Annotated in this window: 15 protein-coding genes; 2 read left to right on the top strand and 13 right to left on the bottom strand. The window is 71.1% G+C overall.

The features are described from left to right. Positions 1 to 149: 149 nt before the first annotated feature. The 6 genes from HNR20_RS17880 to HNR20_RS17855 all read right to left on the bottom strand — a co-directional run bounded on the left by HNR20_RS17880 (position 150) and on the right by HNR20_RS17855 (position 4,813). Positions 150 to 587 (bottom strand): hypothetical protein, encoded by a 438-nt coding sequence (locus HNR20_RS17880; protein WP_184181312.1) that lies wholly within the window; start codon positions 585 to 587, stop codon positions 150 to 152. 106 nt (positions 588 to 693) lie between these two features. Next, positions 694 to 1,062, bottom strand: a complete 369-nt coding sequence (locus HNR20_RS17875; RefSeq protein ID WP_184181310.1) for a GntR family transcriptional regulator — start codon at positions 1,060 to 1,062, stop codon at positions 694 to 696. Between the two features lie 17 nt (positions 1,063 to 1,079). Continuing rightward, entirely contained in the window at positions 1,080 to 2,006 is a 927-nt protein-coding gene (locus HNR20_RS17870; RefSeq protein WP_184181308.1) for a YhjD/YihY/BrkB family envelope integrity protein, read from the bottom strand. 79 nt (positions 2,007 to 2,085) lie between these two features. Further along, complete coding sequence (locus HNR20_RS17865) at positions 2,086 to 2,667, bottom strand: 2'-5' RNA ligase family protein (RefSeq protein WP_373290963.1); 582 nt, start codon at positions 2,665 to 2,667, stop codon at positions 2,086 to 2,088. A 13-nt stretch (positions 2,668 to 2,680) separates the two neighbouring features. Continuing rightward, on the bottom strand, positions 2,681 to 3,706 hold the full coding sequence (trpS, locus tag HNR20_RS17860; RefSeq protein ID WP_184181304.1) for a tryptophan--tRNA ligase: 1,026 nt from the start codon (positions 3,704 to 3,706) through the stop codon (positions 2,681 to 2,683). A 33-nt stretch (positions 3,707 to 3,739) separates the two neighbouring features. After that, the gene (locus tag HNR20_RS17855) at positions 3,740 to 4,813 is read right to left on the bottom strand and encodes a hemolysin family protein (RefSeq protein ID WP_184181302.1); all 1,074 of its coding nucleotides are present in this window, start codon (positions 4,811 to 4,813) and stop codon (positions 3,740 to 3,742) included. A gap of 248 nt (positions 4,814 to 5,061) precedes the next feature. Here HNR20_RS17855 and galE point away from each other — a divergent pair, with 248 nt between their 5' ends. Continuing rightward, positions 5,062 to 5,994 (top strand): UDP-glucose 4-epimerase GalE, encoded by a 933-nt coding sequence (gene galE / locus HNR20_RS17850; protein WP_229687045.1) that lies wholly within the window; start codon positions 5,062 to 5,064, stop codon positions 5,992 to 5,994. Beyond that, on the top strand, positions 5,991 to 7,160 hold the full coding sequence (galK, locus tag HNR20_RS17845; protein WP_184181298.1) for a galactokinase: 1,170 nt from the start codon (positions 5,991 to 5,993) through the stop codon (positions 7,158 to 7,160). The genes galE and galK overlap by 4 nt, the downstream gene beginning before the upstream one ends. A gap of 48 nt (positions 7,161 to 7,208) precedes the next feature. Here galK and HNR20_RS17840 read toward each other — a convergent pair whose 3' ends face one another. The 7 genes from HNR20_RS17840 to glmU all read right to left on the bottom strand — a co-directional run bounded on the left by HNR20_RS17840 (position 7,209) and on the right by glmU (position 14,808). Beyond that, the gene (locus HNR20_RS17840) at positions 7,209 to 8,462 is read right to left on the bottom strand and encodes a sulfate adenylyltransferase subunit 1 (protein ID WP_184188613.1); all 1,254 of its coding nucleotides are present in this window, start codon (positions 8,460 to 8,462) and stop codon (positions 7,209 to 7,211) included. Positions 8,463 to 8,536: 74 nt separating this feature from the next. Continuing rightward, a complete protein-coding gene (gene cysD, locus HNR20_RS17835; protein WP_184181295.1) occupies positions 8,537 to 9,448 on the bottom strand; it encodes a sulfate adenylyltransferase subunit CysD in 912 nt (303 codons plus the stop codon). 75 nt (positions 9,449 to 9,523) lie between these two features. After that, on the bottom strand, positions 9,524 to 10,354 hold the full coding sequence (locus HNR20_RS17830; protein WP_184181293.1) for an inositol monophosphatase family protein: 831 nt from the start codon (positions 10,352 to 10,354) through the stop codon (positions 9,524 to 9,526). A gap of 165 nt (positions 10,355 to 10,519) precedes the next feature. Next, positions 10,520 to 11,110: an aminoacyl-tRNA hydrolase gene (gene pth / locus HNR20_RS17825; protein ID WP_184181291.1), complete on the bottom strand. Its 591-nt coding sequence runs from the start codon at positions 11,108 to 11,110 to the stop codon at positions 10,520 to 10,522. Between the two features lie 88 nt (positions 11,111 to 11,198). After that, the gene (locus HNR20_RS17820; protein WP_184181288.1) at positions 11,199 to 11,888 is read right to left on the bottom strand and encodes a 50S ribosomal protein L25/general stress protein Ctc; all 690 of its coding nucleotides are present in this window, start codon (positions 11,886 to 11,888) and stop codon (positions 11,199 to 11,201) included. 345 nt (positions 11,889 to 12,233) lie between these two features. Continuing rightward, positions 12,234 to 13,214 carry a ribose-phosphate diphosphokinase gene (locus HNR20_RS17815; protein ID WP_030329105.1) on the bottom strand — a complete coding sequence of 327 codons (981 nt, stop codon included), beginning with the start codon at positions 13,212 to 13,214 and terminating at the stop codon, positions 12,234 to 12,236. A 58-nt stretch (positions 13,215 to 13,272) separates the two neighbouring features. Further along, a complete protein-coding gene (gene glmU, locus HNR20_RS17810) occupies positions 13,273 to 14,808 on the bottom strand; it encodes a bifunctional UDP-N-acetylglucosamine diphosphorylase/glucosamine-1-phosphate N-acetyltransferase GlmU (RefSeq protein ID WP_184181286.1) in 1,536 nt (511 codons plus the stop codon). Positions 14,809 to 14,855: the final 47 nt, after the last annotated feature.

Below are 14,855 nucleotides of genomic sequence, written 5' to 3'. Positions count from 1 at the left end.
TAACTCGTACTCGACCTGGTCGTTCGCCGTGCCCCGCGCCGGCGGGCGACTGGGCTACCGGCCCCTTGTGGTGGGGGGTGAGGTGGCACCGGCGCCACGCGGAGTCCGCTCCGCGCGGCGCCGGTGCTCGTCCATGCAGGTCCGGGCCGTCACTTGGCGGTGAGCAGCGCCGCGATCCGGGTGAAGCCTTCGCGTACCTCGGCCTCGTTCGGCGGCTCGACGGGCTCACCGTGGCCCGCCTCGTCGGCGGCGGCGTCCAACTCCTCGTCGATCACGTCCTCGAAGTCGCCGTACAGGTCGGCGCCCTCGACCTGCCTCGCCTCGTCCTCGGCGGCGACCTGCGCGGCGGCGATCTCACTGCGAATCTCGTCGGCCGACAGCGCCGGCAGCAGCGGTTCCACCACCGCCATCAACTGCTCGTCGGCCACCACCGCCTCGGCGAGCGCCAACGCGTGCGGCCGCTCGTACGGCCCGCAGACCACCGGCTCCCACTCGTCGAGATCGCCGAGCGGGCCGAAGGTGATGATCCACGGCAGACCGAGGAGCGGCGAGTCGGCCGGCAGGTCCAGTGTCATGAGTGCGCCCACCGGCTCATCATGGTCCGCGAACGCGAGCGCCGACGCCTTTCGGCTCAGTTTCCGCCCGTCCGGCGCTCCAACAGCGGCAGGTCAGCCGGCGCGGCGACGCCCCGGCTCAGTCGTGCCGGGTGGCGTCGAGGGCGGCGCGGACGAGGGCGACGGCACGGTCCGGGGCGACACCCAGCCGACGCGCCTCGGCGGCGTACTCGACGGCGACCCGGTGTAGCCGGTCGACGGCGTCGTCCCGGCCGGGGGCGACGAAGGTGCCGTTGCGCCCCCGGGTCTCCAGCAGCCCGGCACCCTCCAACTCCCGGTACGCCCGGGCCACCGTGTTCGCGGCCAGTCGCAGATCGGCGGCGAGTTGTCGGACGGTGGGCAGTCGGCTGCCCACCGGCAACCGGCCGTCGCCGATCAGCTCGGCGAGTTGTCCGCGCACCTGCTCGTACGGGGGCACCGACGAGTCCTGGTCGACCGAGATCAGCACCTACACACCTTCCGTCATCAGCTCGCACCGCCCGGCGTACCGGGGTCGGTGTCCTCGTCGACCTCCCGCGGCGGGGCGGCGGCCTCCGCCAGGTCCACCACCCGCCCGTTCGAACTGGTCGCGAGGAGCGCCGCGCCGAACAGCACCAGTTGGTTGAGCAGGTAGAGGTAGAGCAGCAGACCGACGGCGCCGGCCACCACGGTGTACGCCGGGTTGCGCTCGGTGCGTACCACGTAGTACCGCCCGACCGTGTTCAGCAGCGTGATGCCGATCGCCACCAGCAGCACCACCGGGCGCAGCCGGGACCGGCTCATCCGCAGCCGGGGCACCGCGAGGAGCAACGCGGTGGCGAGCACCGCGTTGACCAGCACGCTGAGCACCGCGCTGATCGTGGTCAGACCAACCGACCCGGTGCTGCGCAGCAGGAAACGCAGCAGCGACTCCAACGCGTCCACCGCCGCCACCGAGACGCCGAGCAGCACGAAGACACCGATCATCACGCCCAGGTCGACCAGCCGCCGCACCACCAGGTTTCCCGGCTGCTGGTTGAGCTGATACATCAACCGCTGCGAGGAGCGGATCGCCTCCACCCACCCGATCCCGGTGAAGACCAGGATGACCAGGCCGACCACACCGACCGTGTTGCTGGAGTTGGCGATCTGCTCGGGGTCGAGGAAGGGCAGGTTCTCCTTGAGGAAGTCGGCCGCCGCCGCACTGACCTCATCGTTGTCCTCGAGAATGGCCCCGAAGATGGAGTACGCGACCAGGGCGAGGGCGAACACCGCGAAGAAGCCGTAGTAGGCGATGGCGGCGGCCAGTCGCCCGGCCAGCACCTCGGCGTACAGGGCGCCGGCCCGCCACACGTGATCGAAGAGCCCCGACCGGCGGCGCGCGGCGCTCACCCAGCGGTCGATGCCCGCTTCGATCCGGCCGATCACGTTCACGCGATCATCCTCGCCGATCTCCCACCGCCGTAGTGGCAACCGGCTCCCGATACTCACCAGCCGGCGCGTCGCCGGCGGCTCAGACGCCGAGGCGGAAGTCCCGACGCGGCTGCCACCGGGCCTGCCCGCTGTGCGAGAAGAGCGTGAACGCGTCGACCTCGAACATCGCGGAGAAGTCGGCCAGATCCTCGTACACCTTGTCCAGGGCCTCCGGCGCCACGTCCTGCGCCACGGTGACGTGCGGATGGTACGGGAAGCGGAGCTCGCGGTGCAGGCCTGGCGACGCGGCGATGGCGGCGGCCAGCAACTCACACTCGCTGATCCCGGCGGCAACCGCGACGAACACCACCTGGGTGACCGGCCGGAACGTGCCGGTGCCCCGCAGGTGCAGTGCGAACGGCAGGTGCGTGGCGGCGACGGCGGCCAGGTGCTGCTCGACGGCGGGCAGGTTGGCCGTCCGGATCTCGGTGGGCCCGAGCAACGTTACGTGCGCGGGCACCGCGAGCGGGTCGCCGGCCTCGACCCGCCGCCGGGTGAGCTGGGCACCCCACGGCTCGGGAATGTCCACCGCGATGCCGATCTGGATGGTGTCGCCGGCCGGCTGCACCCCGCCACTGCGATCCACGCTTCGCGCCGCCCCTCCGGCCACCGACCTGTCCACCTGTCCCGCGGAGCTACTCGCCGCGCACGGGCGGGAAGAACCCGACCCGCTCGTACGCGGACCGCAGGGTCGCCGCGGCCACCGCGCGGGCCTTCTCCGCGCCACTGGCGAGCATCTTGTCCAGCTGCGCCGGGTCGTCGAGGTAGGCGCGGGTGCGCTCCTGGATCGGGCGGACGAAGTCCGCCACCACCTCGGCCAGCTCCTTCTTCAGGTCGCCGTAGCCGCGGCCCGCGTACGCGGCCACCAACTCGTCGATGCTGCGGCCGCTGAGCGCCGAATGGATGGTCAGCAGGTTGGACACACCCGGCTTGGTCTCGGCGTCGAAGACGATCTCCCGACCGGTGTCGGTCACCGCGGACCGGATCTTCTTCGCGGACCGGGCCGGATCTTCCAGCAGGTCGATGATGCCGGCCGGCGAGGACGACGACTTGGACATCTTCGCCGTCGGGTCCTGCAGGTCGGTGATCTTCGCGGTGTCCTTGACGATGTGCGGCGCGGGCACCGTGAACGTCGGGCCGAACAGCGAGTTGAACCGCTGGGCCAGATCCCGGGAGAGCTCCAGGTGCTGGCGCTGGTCCTCGCCGACCGGCACCGCGTTGGCCTGGTAGAGCAGGATGTCGGCGGCCTGCAGGATCGGGTAGGTGAACAGCCCGACGCTGGCCCGCTCGTTGCCCTGCTTCTGCGACTTGTCCTTGAACTGGGTCATCCGGCTGGCCTCGCCGAAGCCGGTGATGCAGCCGAGCACCCAGGCCAGCTGCGGGTGCTCGGGCACCTGCGACTGCACGAACAGGGTGCTGCGTTCCGGGTCGAGCCCGACCGCGAAGAGTTGGGCGGCGGCCACCCGCGTCCGTTGGCGCAACAGGGCCGGGTCGTGCCCCGCGGTGATGGCGTGCAGGTCCACCACGCAGTAGAAAGCGTCGTGGGTGTCCTGCAGGGCCACCCAGTGCCGCACCGCGCCCAGGTAGTTGCCGAGATGGAACGAGTCGGCCGTCGGCTGGATGCCGGAGAAGACGCGCGGGCGGGCGGGAACGTCGGACATGGCGATAATTCTGTCAGCAAGCAACCGGGTCCGTCATGACGGGCCGGCGGGTCGGCCACGGCCCGCCGGTGTCGGGGTGCTGACCTCGGCTGGTTCACCCGCGCCGACCCGGCGCGTCGGGCTGGTCGCGGCCCGGCGTTGCTGCTCGGGCACTCGGACGGCGGAGACCGCGAGCCGGGCCACCCGACGGCCGTCCAACGCGAGCACTCGCAGCAGCCAGCCGCCCGGCAGGTCGGCCGTGTCGGGCGCGGCGGCGTCGGCGGGCTCACCGGGCACCGACACCTCGTCGCCGGTCACAGGAAGCCGGCCCAGCGCGGCCATCACGAACCCACCAACCGTCTCGTACGGCCCGACGGGGAGCACCACCCCGGTCCGTTCGGCGAAGTCAGCGAGGTTGAGGCGGCCGTCCACCACGGCGGGCAGGCCGGCGTGCACCGGGTCCGGAGTCGCGTCGTACTCGTCGTGGATCTCGCCGATCAGCTCCTCGATGAGGTCTTCCAGGGTGACGATCCCGGCGGTCCCGCCGTACTCGTCGACGACCACCGCCAGGTGCTGGCCCTCCCGGCGCATCTCGGTCAGCGCGGGTAGCACCCGTTTGCTGCCGGGGAGCCGCTTCACCTCCCGGGCCAGCTCACCGACGCTGACGCACGGATCGGTGTCCGGGCGCAGCAGCACGTCACGGAGGTGCACGAAGCCGACGACGTCGTCATGGGTGCCGTCGGTGACCGGGTAGCGGGTGTGCGTCTCGGCGCGTACCAGCCGGGCGGCCTCGGCGATGGTCAGTCGCGCCGGGAGGAAGACCACCTCGGTGCGCGGCATCATCACCTCGCGGATCATGCTGGCTCCGGCCACCAGGACCTCGTCGATGATGCGCCGCTCGTCCGGGTCGAGCAGGGTGTTCGCCGCGACCAGGTCCCGTAGCTCCGCCTCGGAGATGCGCTCCCGACCGGCTGCCGGGCCGGTCCCGAGGAGATCGGTGACGAGTCGGGTGGCGCCGTCCGCGGCGCGAACCAGCACCCGGGCGACGGCCCGGGCGAGCGGACCGGGGTCGCGGCGGGGCCGCACCCGCACGCGTCGCCGGAGCCCGGTACGGGCCGCTTCCCGCATGACAGAGATGGTAGACACCGTTGGCTCACCACACCGGGGATCTGCGGAGTGGACCACAGATGTTCGGCTCTGTTTAATCGTGAGAGATTATGATGGAATGGGGATGGCGGTGGCGTCGGCGAGGGTGCCGGCCACCGCTTTAGGGTGATCACCAAAGGGCCACGTCCCGGGCGGGCCAGGCAGGAGGCAACGACGTGAAACTGCTCGTCACCGGGGGCGCCGGCTTCATCGGCAGCGTGGTGACCCGAATGCTGCTCGACGCGGGTCACCAGGTGGTCGTCCTGGACGACCTGCGCACCGGCCATCGGGAGGCGCTCGCCCCGGACGCGACTCACGTCGAGGCGCCCATCCACGACGCCGCCCGCATCATCACCCCGGACGCCGGCTTCGACGGGGTGCTGCACTTCGCCGCACTGATCGCCGCCGGCGAGTCGATGGTCAAGCCGGAGCTCTACTGGCAGACCAACACCGTCGGCACGCTCGCCCTGATCGACGCGGTCCGCGCCGCCGGGGTGCCGCGAATGGTCTTCTCCTCCACCGCCGCCGTCTACGGCAACCCCACCGAGCTGCCCATCACCGAGACCGCGGTCAAGGCGCCCACCAACACGTACGGCGCCACCAAGCTCGCCGTCGACATGGCGCTCACCTCCGAGACGATCGCGCACGGGCTGGCCGCCGTGTCGCTGCGCTACTTCAACGTGGCGGGCGCCCACCTCGACGGCGACGTCGCCCTCGGCGAACGGCACGACCCGGAGACGCACCTGATCCCGATCGCCCTGGAGGTCGCCGCCGGCCGGCGGGAGAAGCTCCAGCTCTTCGGCGACGACTACCCCACCGTGGACGGCACCTGCGTCCGCGACTACATCCACGTCGCCGACCTGGCCCGGGCGCACCTGCTGGCACTGGACGCCGCCACCAGCGGCCAACACCGGATCTACAACCTGGGCAACGGCAACGGCTTCACCAACCGTCAGGTCGCCGACGTGGTCCGCGAGGTCACCGGGCACCAGTTGCCCGTCGAGGTGGCGCCGCGCCGTGAGGGCGACCCGGCCGAGCTGGTGGCCTCCTCCGCGCTGGCCCGCGACGAGCTGGGCTGGGTGCCACAGAAGCCGACGCTGCACGACATGGTCGGCGACGCGTGGGCCTTCTACCGCACGCACATCCTGGAGCAGAAGTCATGACCCGTCCCACCGGTGACGTCGCCGAGCGGGCCGCTGCCGGCTTCGCCGGGCAGTTCGGCAGCCAGGCCGCCGGCCGGTGGGCGGCTCCCGGCCGGGTCAACCTGATCGGCGAGCACACCGACTACAACGAAGGGTTCGTGCTGCCCTTCGCGCTGCCGATGCGTACGGTCGTCGCCGCCGACCGGCAGGACGGCGAGCAGTGGACGGTCTGGTCCGAGCTCTCCGACGAGACGATCACCTTCGGGGCCGACGACGTCGCCGAGGCGGGTCGGGTGACCGGCTGGGGCGCGTACGTCGCCGGGGTGGTGTGGGCGCTCCGCGAGGCCGGTCACCCGGTTCCGGGCGCCCGGATGGCGATCGCCTCCGACGTGCCGCTGGGCTCCGGGCTCTCCTCCTCGGCCGCGCTGGAGTCGGCCGTGCTGGCCGCCCTGCTCGACCTCGGTGGGCTGGACCTGTCCCCGGAACTGCAGCCCCGCTTGGCGCAGCGGGCGGAGAACGTCTACGTGGGCGCGCCGACCGGCATCATGGACCAGTCCGCGGTGATCCGCTGCCGCGCCGGGCACGCCCTCTTCCTGGACTGCCGCGACGAGTCGGTCGAGCAGATCCCGTTCGATCTGGACGCCGCCGGGCTGGCCGTGCTGGTCATCGACAGCCGGGCGCCGCACCGGCACGCCGACGGTGAGTACGCTGCCCGTCGCCGCTCCTGCGAGGCCGGCGCCAGAGCGCTCGGCGTCGTCGCCCTGCGGGACGTGGGCGTCGACCAGCTCGACGACGCGCTCGCCCAGCTCGACGACGAGGAGACCCGCCGACGGGTCCGGCACGTGGTCACCGAGGACCAGCGCGTGCTCGACACGGTGGCGCTGCTCCGCGCCGCCCGGGTCCGCGACATCGGCCCGCTGCTCACCGCGTCGCACGTCTCGATGCGCGACGACTTCGAGATCACCGTGCCGGAGATCGACACCGCGGTCGAGGCGGCGCTGGCGGCCGGCGCGCTCGGTGCCCGGATGACCGGCGGAGGCTTCGGCGGCTGTGTCCTCGCCCTGGTCGAGGCCGACCGCGCCGACGCGATCGCCGCCGCCGTCACCGCCGCGTACGCCGAGCGCGGTTTCACCGCCCCCGGCACCGTGACAGTCCTCCCGGCCCCCGGCGCCACCCGCCTCGACTGACCCCGCACCCTCCCCACGGGCTCGCCTGGAGGCCGCGGGGAGGGTAGGTCAGCTGGCTTCGACGATCATGGCGGCGCCGACCGTGCGGTTGGTGGCCTCGTCGATGATGACGAAGCCTCCGGTGGTGCGGTTGCGGCGGTACTCGTCGGCGAGCAACGGCACGGTGGTACGCAGCCGAACCCGGCCGATCTCGTTGAGCCGCAGCTCGTCGGCCGACTCGTCGCGGTGCAGCGAGTTGATGTCCAACCGGTAGTGCAGCCCGCGCACGATCGCCCGTGCCGACCGGGTGGTGTGCTTGATCGCGTAGCGGCCGCCGACTCGCAGAGGGGCCGTCTCGTCCATCCAGCAGACCATCGCCTCGATGTCCTGGGCCACCGCCGGCGCGTTGTTCGGCCGGCAGATCAGGTCACCCCGCGAGATGTCGATCTCGTCGGCCAGTCGTACCGTCACCGACATCGGCGGGAACGCCTCCGGAACCGGCCCGTCGGCGGTCTCCACGGCGGCGATCCGGCTGGTGAAGCCGGACGGCAGCACCATCACCTCGTCACCCGGCTTGAGCACGCCGGAGGCGACCTGGCCGGCGTAGCCGCGGTAGTCGGTGACCGTGGTCGACTGCGGACGGATCACGTACTGCACCGGGAACCGGACGTCGACCAGGTTGCGGTCGCTCGCGATGTGCACCCGTTCCAGGTGGTGCAGCAGCGACGGGCCCTCGTACCAGGGCATGTTCTCCGATCGGGTGACGATGTTGTCGCCACGCAGCGCGGAGATCGGCACCACGGTCAGGTCCGGGACGTCGAGTTTCGCGGCGAACGCGGTGAACTCGTCGGCGATCCGCTCGTAGACCTCCTGCGACCAGTCCACCAGGTCCATCTTGTTGACGCAGAGGACCAGGTGCGGCACCCGCAGCAGGGAGCACAGGAACGCGTGCCGGCGGGACTGCTCGACCAGGCCCTTGCGCGCGTCCACCAGGATCAACGCCAGGTCGGCGGTGGACGCCCCGGTGACCATGTTGCGGGTGTACTGGATGTGCCCAGGGGTGTCGGCGATGATGAACTTGCGCCGCGGGGTGGCGAAGTACCGGTACGCCACATCGATGGTGATGCCCTGCTCCCGCTCGGCCCGCAGACCGTCGGTGAGCAACGCCAGGTCGGTGTACTCGTCACCGCGGGCCGCGCTGACCGCCTCCACCGCGGCCAACTGGTCGGTGAAGAGCGACTTGGTGTCGTAGAGCAGCCGACCGATCAGGGTCGACTTCCCGTCGTCCACGCTGCCGGCGGTGGCGAACCGCAGCAGGTCCATCGGCCGGGCCTCCGGCCCGGCCCCGGTGACAGCCCGGGCTTCCGCATTCGCGGATGCCACGATATCGGTGCTCATCAGAAGTAGCCCTCCCGCTTGCGGTCCTCCATGGCGGCCTCACTGACCCGGTCGTCACCACGGGTCGCGCCGCGCTCGGTGATCCGGGTGGCCGCCACCTCCTCGATGACCTTCTCCACGGTGTCCGCGTCGGAACGGACCGCCGCGGTGCAGGAGGCGTCTCCCACGGTGCGGTAGCGCACCTGCGCCTTGAACCGCTCCTCACCCGCGCGGGGGCGGAAGAACTCGTTGACCGCGTAGAACATGCCGTCCCGTTCGATCACCTCGCGCTCGTGCGCGTAGTAGATCGAGGGCAGCGGGATGTGTTCCCGTGCGATGTAGTGCCAGACGTCCAGCTCGGTCCAGTTGGACAGCGGGAAGACCCGGATCGACTCGCCCGGGTGGTGCCGACCGTTGTACAGCGACCACAGCTCCGGCCGCTGATTCTTCGGGTCCCACTGGCCGAACTCGTCGCGGAAGCTGAACATCCGCTCCTTCGCCCGAGCCTTTTCCTCGTCGCGGCGGGCGCCGCCGAACAGCGCGTCGAAGCGGTGCTTCTCGACGGCGTCCAGCAGCACCGGCGTCTGGATCCGGTTGCGCATGCCGTCGCCGGACTCCCGAACGAGGCCGCTCGCCAGGGCCTCCGGCACGCTCGCCACCACGAGCTGCAACCCCAGCTCGGCGACCCGCTGGTCGCGGTATTCGAGGACCTCGGGGAAGTTGTGCCCGGTGTCGACGTGCATGACGGGGAAGGGGATGTTGGCCGGGGCGAACGCCTTCTGCGCCAGCCGCAGCATGACGATCGAATCCTTGCCACCGGAGAAGAGCAGCACCGGGCGTTCCATCTCGGCGACCACCTCGCGCATCACGAAGATGCTCTCCGCCTCCAGAGCGTCCAGGTGAGAGACCCGGTACGCCGCCGGGGTGGTCATGACACCGGCTCGATTCGCTCGCTCATCCGAATTCCAGACCTTTCCGGTCGGGCATGTCAAGAAATTGCGCTCAGGCTACCCGGAATGTCTCTGCAGCGCTGCAAGCAACCGGGTGGCGAGATCCTTGCGGCAGACCAACAGGTCAGGCAGGCGCGGATCCGCCTCGTTGTATCTCAGCGCAGAACCATCGATCCGGGAAGCGTGCAGCCCGGTGGCCGTCGCCACAGCCACCGGGGCAGCCGAGTCCCACTCGTACTGCCCGCCGGCATGGATGTACGCGTCCACCTCGCCGGTGACCACGGCGGCGATCTTCGCGCCGGCCGAGCCCATCGGCACCAGATGCGCCCCGACGTCCTCGGCCAGGTCGGTCAGGAAGACGGGCGGGCGACTCCGACTCGCCGCCAGGCGGATCTTCCGCTCGCCGGCCGTCGCCGCCTCCACCGTCATCGGCGGGTACGCCGGCGGGTAGTCCGTGCCCAGCACCCGGTGTTGTGCCGGGAGCCCCACCGCCCCCGCGACCAGCCCGTGCGGGCTCGGCGCGTTACGCGCCCAGAGCGCCACGTGCACCGCCCAGTCCGAGCGGCCCTCCTCGGAGAACTCCCGGGTGCCGTCCAACGGGTCGATGATCCACACCCGGTCCGAGGTCAACCGCGACACCGCTCCGGTGTTCACCTCGGCCGCCCAGGCCAGCCGCGAGCCCTCGTCCTCCTCGGAGAGCACCGTGTCACCAGGCCGCCACTTCGCCAACTCGGTGCGGATCAGGTCGTGCGACACCTTGTCCCCGGCCGACTTCAGCGCGCCGGTGTCCGCGAAACCCATCTCCGTGCGCAGGTCGAGCAGCGCCTGCCCGGCCCGGGAAGCCAACCATCGGGCGAACGCGCCATCGATCATCGGAGGACTGGTCATCTGCCCGCTCCCGTCGCCTCGCCGCGACCCGTGACCGCACGGACCGATTCGCCGCGACCCGCGTCGCCGGTTGCGGCACGCCGAAAGGCGCAGACTACCGGCCGACCGTGTCCGATCCGGTACGCCTCGCCCGGTCAGCGACGCTCGGGAACCCCCGTGAGCCCCTCAGCCGCCGTGGTAGAGGTTCTGCGTCGGCTCCACACCCTTGACGATCACCGACTCCACCACATCGGCCGCCCGGTCCACCAGGAAATCCAGCTCCTTGCGCTCAGCCGCGCCAAAATCCGACAACACATAGTCCGCCGGATCCTGCCGCCCCGGCGGTCGGCCGACCCCGAACCGGACCCGCGCGTAGTCCTTCGTGCCCAACGACTTCGACATCGACCGCAGGCCGTTGTGCCCGCCCTCGCCGCCGCCGAACTTGACCCGCACCTGGCCGAACCCGATGTCCAGCTCGTCATGCACCGCGATCACCTGCGTCGCCGGCACCTTGTAGAACTGCGCCAGCGCCGCCACCGGCCCGCCGGAGAGGTTCATGTACGTCAGTGGCTTGACCAGCACCAGCTTCGGCCCACCGAACCCCAGCCGCGCCTCGCTCACCTCGGCCACCGCCCGCTTGTGTCGCCCGAAGCGCGCACCCACCCGCCCGGCCAGCAGATCGGCCACCATGAACCCGACGTTGTGCCGGTTCCCGGCGTACTCCCGACCCGGGTTGCCCAGGCCGACCACCAGCCACGGCCCCGCCTCGTCCGTCACGACCCGTCCCTCCCGACGCCCATCCCACCCGATACGCCGACAGGCGCCCCCGAACACTCGGGGACGCCTGCCGCACAAAACGAACCGATCAGGCCTCGGTACGCGCCTCGGTGGTCTCTTCGCCCTCGGCGACGTCCGCGTCCTCGGAGCCCTCGGTGGTCTCGCCAACCTCGGCCTCGGCCTCGTCGGTGGCCACCTCGATCTCGGGCAGGGTCGCCTCGAGCTGCTCGGCGGTGGGGGCGGCGGTCACCGACGCGACGGTGAGCTCCGAGTCGGCGGCCAGCTCGACGCCGGACGGCAGCACGACGTCACCGGCGGTCACCAGGGTGCCCGCCTCCAGGCCCTCGATCGACGCCTCGAGGTGGTCCGGAACCTTGGTGGCGTCGGCCGTCACCGAGAGGGTGTCGTGGTCGTGCACGATCAGCGTGTCCTTCGCGGCCTCGCCGGTCAGCTGAACCGGGACCTCGACGGTGACCTTCTCGCCGCGGCGAACCAGGATCAGGTCGACGTGCTCGAAGGTGTCCCGGATCGGGTCACGCTGGATCGCCTTCGGCAGCGCCAGCACCTGGGTGCCGTCGGTGATGTCGATCGCGAAGAGCTGGTTGGCACCGCCCTTACGGATCGCGGCGGCGAACTCCCGCGACGGCAGCGCGATGTGCTTGGGCTTCTCGCCGTGGCCGTAAAGCACGGCGGGCACCTTGCCGGCCCGGCGGGTACGGCGGGCACCACCCTTGCCGAACTCGGTGCGGGGCTCGGCGCTGATCTTTACCTCGGACACGGGGAAACTCCTGATGCTTTTCGCTGCGGCGGCTTGTCGTCTGGCGGTGCTGGGGCGAGGGGCTCGCTGGGGCTCATGCGTCATGAACGACTGCCCGGAGCACCGCGTCGATGACGGTGCCTCCGTGCGGCGCTATTCAGCGGCCCGCCGGGCACCCTCGCCGTGGCAACCGCACCAGTCTACCCGAGCTGTTTCGAGGGTTGCCGGCAGTCCCCGATCACGGCTCCAGACCGGCGCGTCGGTGGTGCTCCCACCAGCGTGCCGGCCCCGTTTTCACCAGTTTGACAGCCCCGCCCCCTCCGGCGTGCCAAGTGGCGGAAACGGGGCTCACCCGCAGCGCGAGGGTCAGCTCAGGCCACCGAAGAGGGTGGTCACCGAGCCGTCGTCGAAGACCTCCCGGATCGCTCGCGCCAGCAGCGGCGCGATCGACAGCACGGTCAGCTTGTCCAACTGCTTCTCCGGCGGCAGCGGCAACGTGTTGGTCACCACGATCTCGCTGATCGAGCTGTTCTTCAACCGCTCGGTCGCCGGGTCCGACAGCAGCGCGTGGGTGGACGCGACCACGATCTCGGCCGCCCCCGACTCCTTGAGGATGTCCGCGGCCTTGGCAATCGTGCCACCGGTGTCGATCATGTCGTCGACGATCAGGCAGACCCGACCCTCCACCTCGCCGACGACCCGGTTCGCGACGACCTGGTTCGGCTTCATCGGGTCACGGGTCTTGTGGATGAACGCGAGTGGGCAGCCGCCCAGCCGGTCGGTCCACCGCTCGGCCACCCGCACCCGGCCCGAATCCGGTGCCACCACGGTCATCGGCCGGCCCGCGTACTTGTGCTCCACGTACTCGGCCAGGATGTCCATCGCGAAGAGGTGATCCACCGGGCCGTCGAAGAAGCCCTGGATCTGCGCGGTGTGCAGGTCGACGGTGAGGATGCGGTTCGCGCCGGCGGTCTTCAACAGGTCCGCCACCAGGCGGGCCGAGATCGGCTCCCGACCCCGGTGCTTCTTGTCCTGGCGCGCGTACGGGTAGAACGGCAGCACCACGGTGATCCGCTTGGCCGACCCCCGCTTCAGCGCGTCCACCATGATCAGGGTCTCCATGACCCAGGTGTTCACCCCGTGCGTGACGGACTGCACCACGAAGGCGTCCGAACCACGCACCGAGTCCTTGAAACGCACGAAGATCTCGCCGTTGGCGAACTCGTACGCGTCGGCCGGGGTCGGCGCGACGCCGAGCACCTCGCCGATCTCCTTGGCCAACTCCGGAAAGCCACGTCCGGAAAAGAGCATCAGGCTTTTGCGGTTTTCCGCGACGATGCTGCCCATGGGCCCGTCTGCTCCCGTTATGTCGGCGGTACCCGACCCGGTGGTGGTGGGTCAGGGACTAGTCGGTTGCAGTATCTCCCGTGCCGGATGCGCCGCCCACCGTCTCGGCCACCCCGTGCATTGCCTCACTGTCGCTTGCGGCGCCGGTCACCTCCGACGCACCCTCGGCACCGCGCAGCGCACGCTCGGCAGCCGCCGCCGAGACCGTTCCGGGTCGCTTGCGCGCGACCCAGCCCTCGATGTTGCGCTGCGGCGCGCGGGTCACCCCGAGCGCGCCCGGCGGCACGTCCTGGGCGATCGCACTGCCCGCCGCCACGTACGCCCCGGCGCCCACCTCTACCGGCGCGATCAGGCTCGTGTCGCAGCCGACGAACGCACCCTCGCCCACGACCGTCCGGTGCTTGTTCACCCCGTCGTAGTTAACGAAGATCGTCGCCGCGCCGATGTTGGCCTTCGCACCGATCGTGGCGTCACCCACGTACGTCAGGTGCGGCACCTTCGCACCCGGGCCGATCTCGGAGTTCTTCACCTCGACGAACGTGCCGACCTTGGACTTGTCGGACAGCCGCGCGGCCGGCCGCAGGTACGCGTACGGCCCGACGCTGGCACCCGCGCCGACCTCGGCGCCGACGGCGTGGCTGCGGACCACCGACGCGCCGGGGCCGACGATCGTGTCGATCAGCGTGACGTCCGGCCCGATCTGCGCGCCCGCGCCGACCACCGTGCCGCCGCGCAGCTGGGTGTTCTGGTCGACCACCGCGTCGCGGTCCAGCGCCACCGTCACGTCGATCCAGGTGGTCACCGGATCGAGCAGGCTCACCCCGGTGCGCATCCACACCTCGTTGACCCGGTCGCGCAGTAGCCGACGCAGCGTCGCCAGCTCCACCCGGTCGTTGCAACCCAACGTCTCGGTGTGGTCGACGGCAACGTGCACCGCCACCGGCTCACCGGCGGAACGGAGCAGCCCGAAGACGTCGGTCAGGTACTCCTCGCCCTGGTCGTTGTCGGTGGAGAGCTTGCTCAGCGCCTCGCGCAACCGCACCGCGTCGAACGCGTAGATGCCAGCGTTGATCTCACGGATCGCGCGCTGCGTGGCGTCGGCGTCGCGCTCCTCGACGATCTGCTCCAGCCGGCCGTCGGCGTCCCGGACGATCCGCCCGAGCCCGGTCGGGTCGGGCACCTCGGCGGCCAGCACGGTGGCCGCCGCGGCGGCCTCCTCGTGTGCGGTCACCAACGCGCCCACCGTCTCGGGTCGCAGCAGTGGCACGTCCCCGTTGATCACCACGACCGTGCCGGCGCCGTCCGGGACGGCCTCCAGCGCGATCCGCACGGCGTGCCCGGTGCCGAGCTGCTCGGCCTGGAGCACGGGCGTGGCGTCCGGGGCGACCTCGGTCAGGTGCTCCCGGACCTGGTCGACGCCGTGCCCGACCACCACGACGGTGCGGTCCGCGGCCAACGGCGCGGCGGCGCTCAGCACGTGACCGAGCAGCGTCCGACCGAGCAGGGGGTGCAGCACCTTGGGCAGCGTCGACTTCATCCGCTTGCCCTCACCGGCGGCGAGCACGACGACGGTACGGAGGTGGGGCTGAGGCACGACGTGGCTCCCGTCGGGACGGCGGACACTCTCGCGGCCATGCTAGC

It is taken from the genome of Micromonospora parathelypteridis (assembly GCF_014201145.1).
Classification (GTDB): domain Bacteria; phylum Actinomycetota; class Actinomycetes; order Mycobacteriales; family Micromonosporaceae; genus Micromonospora; species Micromonospora parathelypteridis.
The sequence above is the reverse complement of the archived record's forward strand: the minus strand, read 5'-3'. Positions and strand labels throughout refer to the sequence as shown.